7 protein-coding genes and 1 pseudogene are annotated in these 6,600 nt (G+C 34.3%); 1 reads left to right on the forward strand and 7 read right to left on the reverse strand.

What is annotated here, in order from left to right; genetic code table 11:
- Positions 1-171 (forward strand): annotated as a pseudogene (locus tag ABE048_RS19590) (ectoine/hydroxyectoine ABC transporter ATP-binding protein EhuA); the annotation flags it as partial.
- Between the two features lie 175 nt (positions 172-346).
- Here ABE048_RS19590 and ABE048_RS19595 read toward each other — a convergent pair.
- From ABE048_RS19595 to proB, 7 genes are all read right to left on the reverse strand, one after another.
- On the reverse strand, positions 347-1,531 hold the full coding sequence (locus ABE048_RS19595; RefSeq protein WP_430312976.1) for an NAD(P)/FAD-dependent oxidoreductase: 1,185 nt from the start codon (positions 1,529-1,531) through the stop codon (positions 347-349).
- Between the two features lie 34 nt (positions 1,532-1,565).
- Positions 1,566-1,997: a DUF1641 domain-containing protein gene (locus tag ABE048_RS19600; RefSeq protein WP_430312977.1), complete on the reverse strand. Its 432-nt coding sequence runs from the start codon at positions 1,995-1,997 to the stop codon at positions 1,566-1,568.
- A gap of 425 nt (positions 1,998-2,422) precedes the next feature.
- Complete coding sequence (locus ABE048_RS19605) at positions 2,423-2,914, reverse strand: DUF2716 domain-containing protein (RefSeq protein WP_430312978.1); 492 nt, start codon at positions 2,912-2,914, stop codon at positions 2,423-2,425.
- Positions 2,915-3,017: 103 nt separating this feature from the next.
- On the reverse strand, positions 3,018-3,545 hold the full coding sequence (locus tag ABE048_RS19610) for a tubby C-terminal domain-like protein (protein ID WP_430312979.1): 528 nt from the start codon (positions 3,543-3,545) through the stop codon (positions 3,018-3,020).
- A gap of 135 nt (positions 3,546-3,680) precedes the next feature.
- On the reverse strand, positions 3,681-4,127 hold the full coding sequence (locus tag ABE048_RS19615) for a CoxG family protein (protein ID WP_430312980.1): 447 nt from the start codon (positions 4,125-4,127) through the stop codon (positions 3,681-3,683).
- Positions 4,128-4,214: 87 nt separating this feature from the next.
- On the reverse strand, positions 4,215-5,462 hold the full coding sequence (locus ABE048_RS19620; protein ID WP_430312981.1) for a glutamate-5-semialdehyde dehydrogenase: 1,248 nt from the start codon (positions 5,460-5,462) through the stop codon (positions 4,215-4,217).
- 16 nt (positions 5,463-5,478) lie between these two features.
- Positions 5,479-6,567 carry a glutamate 5-kinase gene (gene proB / locus ABE048_RS19625; RefSeq protein ID WP_430312982.1) on the reverse strand — a complete coding sequence of 363 codons (1,089 nt, stop codon included), beginning with the start codon at positions 6,565-6,567 and terminating at the stop codon, positions 5,479-5,481.
- Positions 6,568-6,600: the final 33 nt, after the last annotated feature.

The following is a 6,600-nucleotide window of genomic DNA, read 5'->3' on the forward strand; positions in this document are numbered from 1 at the left end:
GAAGGTATGACGATGGTTGTAGTAACTCACGAAATGCGTTTTGCAAAAGAAGTGGCAGATGAAATTATTTTTATCGACCAAGGAATCATTGTTGAAAAAGGCTCTCCAAATGAAATTTTCAACAACCCGCAAGAAGAACGAACACGACGTTTCTTAGATAAAATTCAATAAAAAAGGTTGCCTTGAAAAAGCAACCTTTTTTATTCTTTCTAATTCAATCACAAACTTACAATATCCTCTTAAACATGGCATATTCTATAAATCTGTGAATCAATATAAATATTTCACATAGCCTATTAAAAAAACGACTCCCGTTAAAAGGAAGTCGTTTTTTAACTTAATCGGCCTAGTATGCTAAACCATATAATGCTTTAATATGTGATAAGTAACGAATGTTACTTGCTTCTTTCATCAATGTAGCTGGTAAACCTTTAAGTTCAGTGTTGTTCGCACCAACTGTTGCTACACCATCTTTACGTCCAAGTGAAGCAAGTGTACCAGAGTTAACTGCACTGAATTCTTTCATTGGTTGACCTTTTAATTGTGCGAATAGGTTAAATCCAGCTGTTTCGCCCATTTGCCATGCTACTTGAGCAGTTGGAGCATATAATGGACGTGCGCCTTCTTCAGGAATTAAAACTGAAGCGTCACCTACAACGAATACATCTGAGTGAGATGTAGATTGTAAGAATTCGTTGATTGTTGCTTTACCACGGTTTACTTCTAAACCTGATTCAGCAACTACAGGAAGTGCTGCAACACCACCAGTCCAAACAAATGTGTTTGCTTCGATTACTTGACCATCTTTAAGTGAGATTTTGTTACCTTCAACAGCTGTAACAGGTAGACCAGTTAAGAATTCTACACCACGTTTAGCTAATGATTCAGTAGCACGTTCAATTAAAGTATCTGGTAATACAGGAAGAATTTTTGGACCTGCTTCAACTAATTTAACATTGAATTCGCTGAAGTCTACGCCATATTTTTCAGCAACTTTTGGCATATTGTCGATGATTTCACCAACAAGTTCGATACCTGTTAAGCCGCCACCGCCGATTACGATCGTACCGTCAGCAGGATTTTTTGTTTCAGCATATGCTTTAATTTTAGCTTCGATATGAGCATTAATTTGATTTGCTTCGTTAACAGATTTAAGTACCATACTGTTTTCTTCTAGTCCAGGGATACCGAAATATCCAGTTTGGCTTCCTAAAGCCACTACAAGAACATCATAAGATAGAGATGATCCATCTTCTAATTTAACAAATTTGTTATCTGGTGAGATTTCTTTCACTTTAGAAATGTGAAGATCAATATCTTTCCCTTTGAAGATTTTTTCTAATGGGAATGAAATAGCTTGTTCTTTAATAGTACCACCAGCTAAACGGTGAAGTTCAGTGATGATTTGGTGTGTTGGGAATTGGTTGACTACAGTTACTTCTGCGTCATCTTTAGTTGCATATTTGCGGAATGTTAGAGCAGTTAAAACGCCGCCATAACCTGCGCCTAAAATGATGATTTTTTTTGACATAATTAATCCTCCATAATCAGTATTGATGTAAAGACTATTTTACTTGTTTATGTTCTTCGTTCACTTGAAGGAAAGCATTAGCGAAACGGAATAATTGTTGTACTTGTGGATCTTTTAATAAACGGAGTACACCAAAAAGACCAATAGTTTCAGTACTTTCAGCAGCACGATCTTTTGCTTCAATAGCTGTTGCAGCTAAACTTTTAGCTGTATTTACAACTGGGGTTGCCATTTCTCCTACAGCACCAACGATATCATTTTTTAACACACTGTCTGTTGAAAGAGATTGTGCTACATCATATACCTTTGTTAAAGTTGTCACCATTTCTGTCAACTTAGGTAATTCGTTTACCAATGCTGTAATAGATTCTTGCACCTCAGGTTTTAATAATTGATCTAATACATCAAGTTTTTCTTGGCTTAAAGCTGGTTGTTCAGCTTGTAATTGATTAGTCGTTTCTGACATATCCAATTCTCCTTTGCAATAACTATTTACTTTTTTATTTACTAGTACAGATAATATTGAAGAAGTCATAATTAATCATCTTTCCAAACACTCACTTTTTCAAAAAAGTGTTTGTAAACCAATCATGAATGATTGCCTTTTTGACGATTTATATTCAACCTCTATCCTATAATTAGTGGAAAGATCCCACTTTATCAGCCTACAATATGAATAATACACCTTTCTTTACATAGTTTCCATCAAATTTGAACATTTTATGTAAGAACATGCACAAATATCTGAATTTCTAAGCTTTAACCTATCAATATTATTCACATAATAACTTTCCTATCATATTTTCTTATTATTTCAACTTTCTTTTTTGAAAGGCTCTGTTAAATAATAGTGTTGATTTCGTAAAAGATAAGGGACCTAATTTGGGTCCATTAGCCCTGACTTAAAATCTTTTGAAACATTATAGGCTTGTGTTTATCAAAAGCATTTATTAATTCTTTTCCAAATATAGTTATACTTCTTTCCCAAGGGTGCCCTAAAAAGCCCCACTTAAAGTCCTTCTGGATAAAGAAATAGTAATCGCCATTCGGAAAGATTGGTATCGTCCATTCTCCGAATTCGTCTCTGTCGAATTTTAAGCGTGAATTTACCCAATAACATTCGTGTTGCCAATCAAGTGCCAGTATATATTCATCAACTAATGTACTCTCTTTAAATACATCTAACGCTTTTTGTTCAAGGTCATCATAAGCATCTAAATCTACTGATTCCCCAAAATAATCGGAAATATCATAAGTTATAAAAGGATTTGGTACCTCAAATGACGGGAATTTAGAAATACTTGGTTCAAATTTAAATTCTCTATATATTCTGTCCCAAATTTGATCGTATTCTTTGTCTGAAAACGGAACCCAGTTCTTCATTAGATAGCCCCCTTTCCTATTTTTAGAATAGGAAGCAAGAGATTTTGTAAAAAACTCTCCAAAAAATTTTGAATGAAAAGCTTATAAGTACACTTTCCTATCACTATCCTCCTATATATAATACACACTGACTAATTGCTATATAAAATGCAGGATTTGATATGGGTGCTTCTTCTTCAATTTGAAGTTCAATATGAAAGACATCGTTTTGTAAATTTGCCTGCCATCTTGCTACCACCCTGTCATCTACTAAAAATGTTGACCAATCTTCCATTTCTTTATGTATCTTCATTAAAAAATCGCCTTTAGTAATAATTAAATTAGGAATCAGTTGTTGCCAACCATCATAGGCAATCGAATATTTTTCTTTGTTTCTTTCATCTACTACTTCAAAATACATTTTCCCTTTTCTAGATATCTTTTTACATGTAAAGAGTTCTTGTTTCTTCAAATCATATGTTTTATATGTTAGAAAATATTTGTTTTCCCATAATAATTGATCCAAGAAACGTTTCACACCGTTACTATATATTCTTTGACAAGTTAAAACATCTTCTTTTTGCTCATTTTGGATTACTAATATTGGAGTTTCATTTATTGTGTTTGGATGTAAATAATTATAACTTTTCATACTTTGCTCCTGTCTTCACACCATTTACTTATCCAAACTATATCGAATAATATTGTACAAAACAAATAATAGACACCTATCGAAATAGGTGTCTATTATTTGTAAGGTACTTAAATTTTCAATTTCAAAGAAGAGTTAAGCATGAACCAATTGAATTTTATTGGCAACACGATTCGTTAATACGCTTGTTGCTTTAGGAAGTACTGCCGTGAAAAGTGGATTTAGAACTGGTGCAGCAAGACCCCCTGCTTTTACTTCTAAATGACCTGTCATTTGAGTTTTATTTGCATCTAATGCCACGTCTTCGAAATAACCTGTTCCTGAAAACTTATCAGATAGACCAGTTAGTTCGAAACTAATTTTAGAAGGTTCTTCCCAGCTGATAATATCAATTTGTACTTTTACTTCTTTTTTTAATACACCTACATTCCCTGCAAATGTCCATGTAGATTGTTTGTCATTTAAAATTTGGTGTTCACGGTATCCTGGTACCAGTGTAGCCCATTTTTCCATTTGACTTACAAATTCCCATACTTCTTTTTGTGGTACTTGAACTTCAACTGTGTGAGAGGCTGTTGCCATTATCAGTCACTACTTTCTCTATTAAGTAATTTTTATTATACAATATTATCAATCATTTAATAGAACTTTAAGTCCCATATTTCCCTATTATTCACGAATTTGTCCATTTCCTGATATATAATATTTACTAGAAGTCAATGCAGGTAAGCCCATAGGTCCTCTTGCGTGTAGTTTTTGTGTACTAATTCCGATTTCTGCTCCATAGCCAAATTCAAAACCATCAGTAAAACGAGTGGAAGCATTATGATATACCGCTGCAGCATCTACTCCTGTTTGGAATCCTCTTGCATTTTCTAGATTTTCAGTAATAATCGCTTCTGAATGTTTCGTTCCATATTGATTTATATGCTCAATCGCTTCGTCGATATTCTTAACAATTTTGGCACTTAACGTTAATGCCAAATATTCTGTTGCCCAATCCTCTTCTGTTGCTTTTTTGACATTTGAATTAGCTTCTTGAACGGTGTCATCTCCAAAAATTGTGATGCCCGCTTTGAGCAATGTTTCTACTAATTCTTCCCCATTCTCTACAAACCAATTTTCATGAATCAACAGACTTTCAGCAGCATTACAAACTGATGGACGCTGTGTTTTAGCATTTAGAACAATATCTTTTGTCATTTGTAAATTTGCTGTTTCATCTATGAAGATATGGCAATTTCCCGCCCCGGTTTCAATCACAGGCACCGTAGCTTTTGATACAACGGTATCAATTAAATTCTTTCCGCCACGAGGAATTAATACATCTAAGTACTCTTTTAAATGGAATAGTTCTTCTGCCGCTTCATGACTAGTATTTTCAATAAGTTGTACTGCGTTTACGGGTAATGTTGATTTGCTTAATGCCCTTTGAATTGAATCAACTAGCGCTATGTTTGAAAATTTAGCAGATGAACTGCCACGAAGAATCACAGCATTTCCCGTCTTAAGAGCAAGTGTAGCTGCATCTACTGTCACATTAGGACGTGCTTCATATATCATCCCGATTACGCCGAGCGGAACACGTCTTTTTTGTATAAGAAGGCCATTTTCTTTCGTAATATTTTCAAGAACTTCCCCTACTGGATCAGATAAGTTCACTACTAATTCAATTGCTTCCACAATTCCATTTAATCTTTCATCAGTGAGTAAAATTCGGTCTAGCACGGATGGAGATAAACCTTTTGCTTCTCCAGAAATAATATCTTTCAGATTTTCTTTTTGAATTATTTCTTTATCTATTAGTAATTGCTTCGCGATACATTTCAAAGCATTATTTTTTTCTAATGTTGTCTTTTGATTCATTTCATAGCTTGCTTTTTTTGCTAATTTCCCTTTTTCAATTACTTCCGTCATTTATAATGCTCCCTCCTTATAATTGAACCCAACGATCACGATGAATTACTTCGATTGATGGTGTTTCAATTTCGTTTGTTCTTTTACCCATTGATTGTTCTAACTGTTCTGAAGAATACAGAATTTCTCCTCTTCCTAAAAGACCATGTGGACCATAAACTTCTACAACATCACCTGTAGAAAATTCTCCCTTTAATTTTGTTACACCTGCAGGCAAAAGGCTTTTGCCATGCTTGACTAAAGCAACTTCTGCTCCTTCATCAATAGTAATTTTTCCTGCAACTGCTGAGAACAATGAAATCCATTGTTTTTGACTATTCAATATAGGTAACTCATCTTTTTCAATATAAGTACCATTACCATCACCATTTAAGATGGATAATAGCTTTTCATCACCTGTGCCATGTCCAATGAAAACTTTAACTCCTAATTCATAGGCAGTCTTAGCAGCAAGTAACTTTGATTGCATACCACCAGTGCCAACTTTCGATCCTTCAGCTGTTGCAAAGCCAAGTAGTTCATCAGTAATTTCAGTTAACCTTGTAAAACGTATGGCATCTGGATTTTTTTTCGGGTTTGCATTATAAAGACCATTTATATCCGTTAATATGATTAATTGATCAGCATGAACTAACCCACTAACTAATGCAGATAACATATCATTATCGCCAAACGTTAACTCTTTAACTGAAACCGTGTCATTTTCATTTATAATCGGTAATACCGAGCGTTCTAATAATTCAGAAAGTGTTGCATAGGCATTTTTGTAACGATCCTTTTTTGAAAAATCCGTTCTAGTCAATAAAATCTGTGCAGTCACAATATCGTATTTTCTTAACTGTTCAGTATAGGATTGCACGAGTAAACTTTGACCTACCGCTGCAGCTGCTTGTTTTCCTTTTAAAGTTACTGGTCTTGAAGAATATCCAAGTTTACGGAATCCACAAGCAACTGCTCCTGAAGAAACGAGAACAACTTCATGTCCTGCTTGTTTCAATTTAGCAATTGCTCGTATATGATCTTGAAATTTTAGCTGATCAATTTCCCCTTTGGAATTGGTTAGAGAGCTACTACCAATTTTCACAACAATTCGTTTCTTTTCCATCCTATTTTCCTCCAATAAAGTGAAACTTCAATC

Origin of the sequence: Rummeliibacillus pycnus (assembly GCF_050459865.1) — a bacterium.
Classification (GTDB): Bacteria; Bacillota; Bacilli; order Bacillales_A; family Planococcaceae; genus Rummeliibacillus; species Rummeliibacillus pycnus_B.

Excerpts from the sequence above, each read along its gene's own strand:
- ABE048_RS19605 (WP_430312978.1), bottom strand. The coding sequence starts at position 2,914 with ATGAAGAACTGGGTTCCGTTTTCAGACAAAGAATACGATCAAATTTGG.
- ABE048_RS19615 (WP_430312980.1), bottom strand. The coding sequence starts at position 4,127 with ATGGCAACAGCCTCTCACACAGTTGAAGTTCAAGTACCACAAAAAGAA.
- proB (WP_430312982.1), bottom strand. The coding sequence starts at position 6,567 with ATGGAAAAGAAACGAATTGTTGTGAAAATTGGTAGTAGCTCTCTAACC.
- ABE048_RS19620 (WP_430312981.1), bottom strand. The coding sequence starts at position 5,462 with ATGACGGAAGTAATTGAAAAAGGGAAATTAGCAAAAAAAGCAAGCTAT.
- ABE048_RS19600 (WP_430312977.1), bottom strand. The coding sequence starts at position 1,997 with ATGTCAGAAACGACTAATCAATTACAAGCTGAACAACCAGCTTTAAGC.
- ABE048_RS19610 (WP_430312979.1), bottom strand. The coding sequence starts at position 3,545 with ATGAAAAGTTATAATTATTTACATCCAAACACAATAAATGAAACTCCA.
- ABE048_RS19595 (WP_430312976.1), bottom strand. The coding sequence starts at position 1,531 with ATGTCAAAAAAAATCATCATTTTAGGCGCAGGTTATGGCGGCGTTTTA.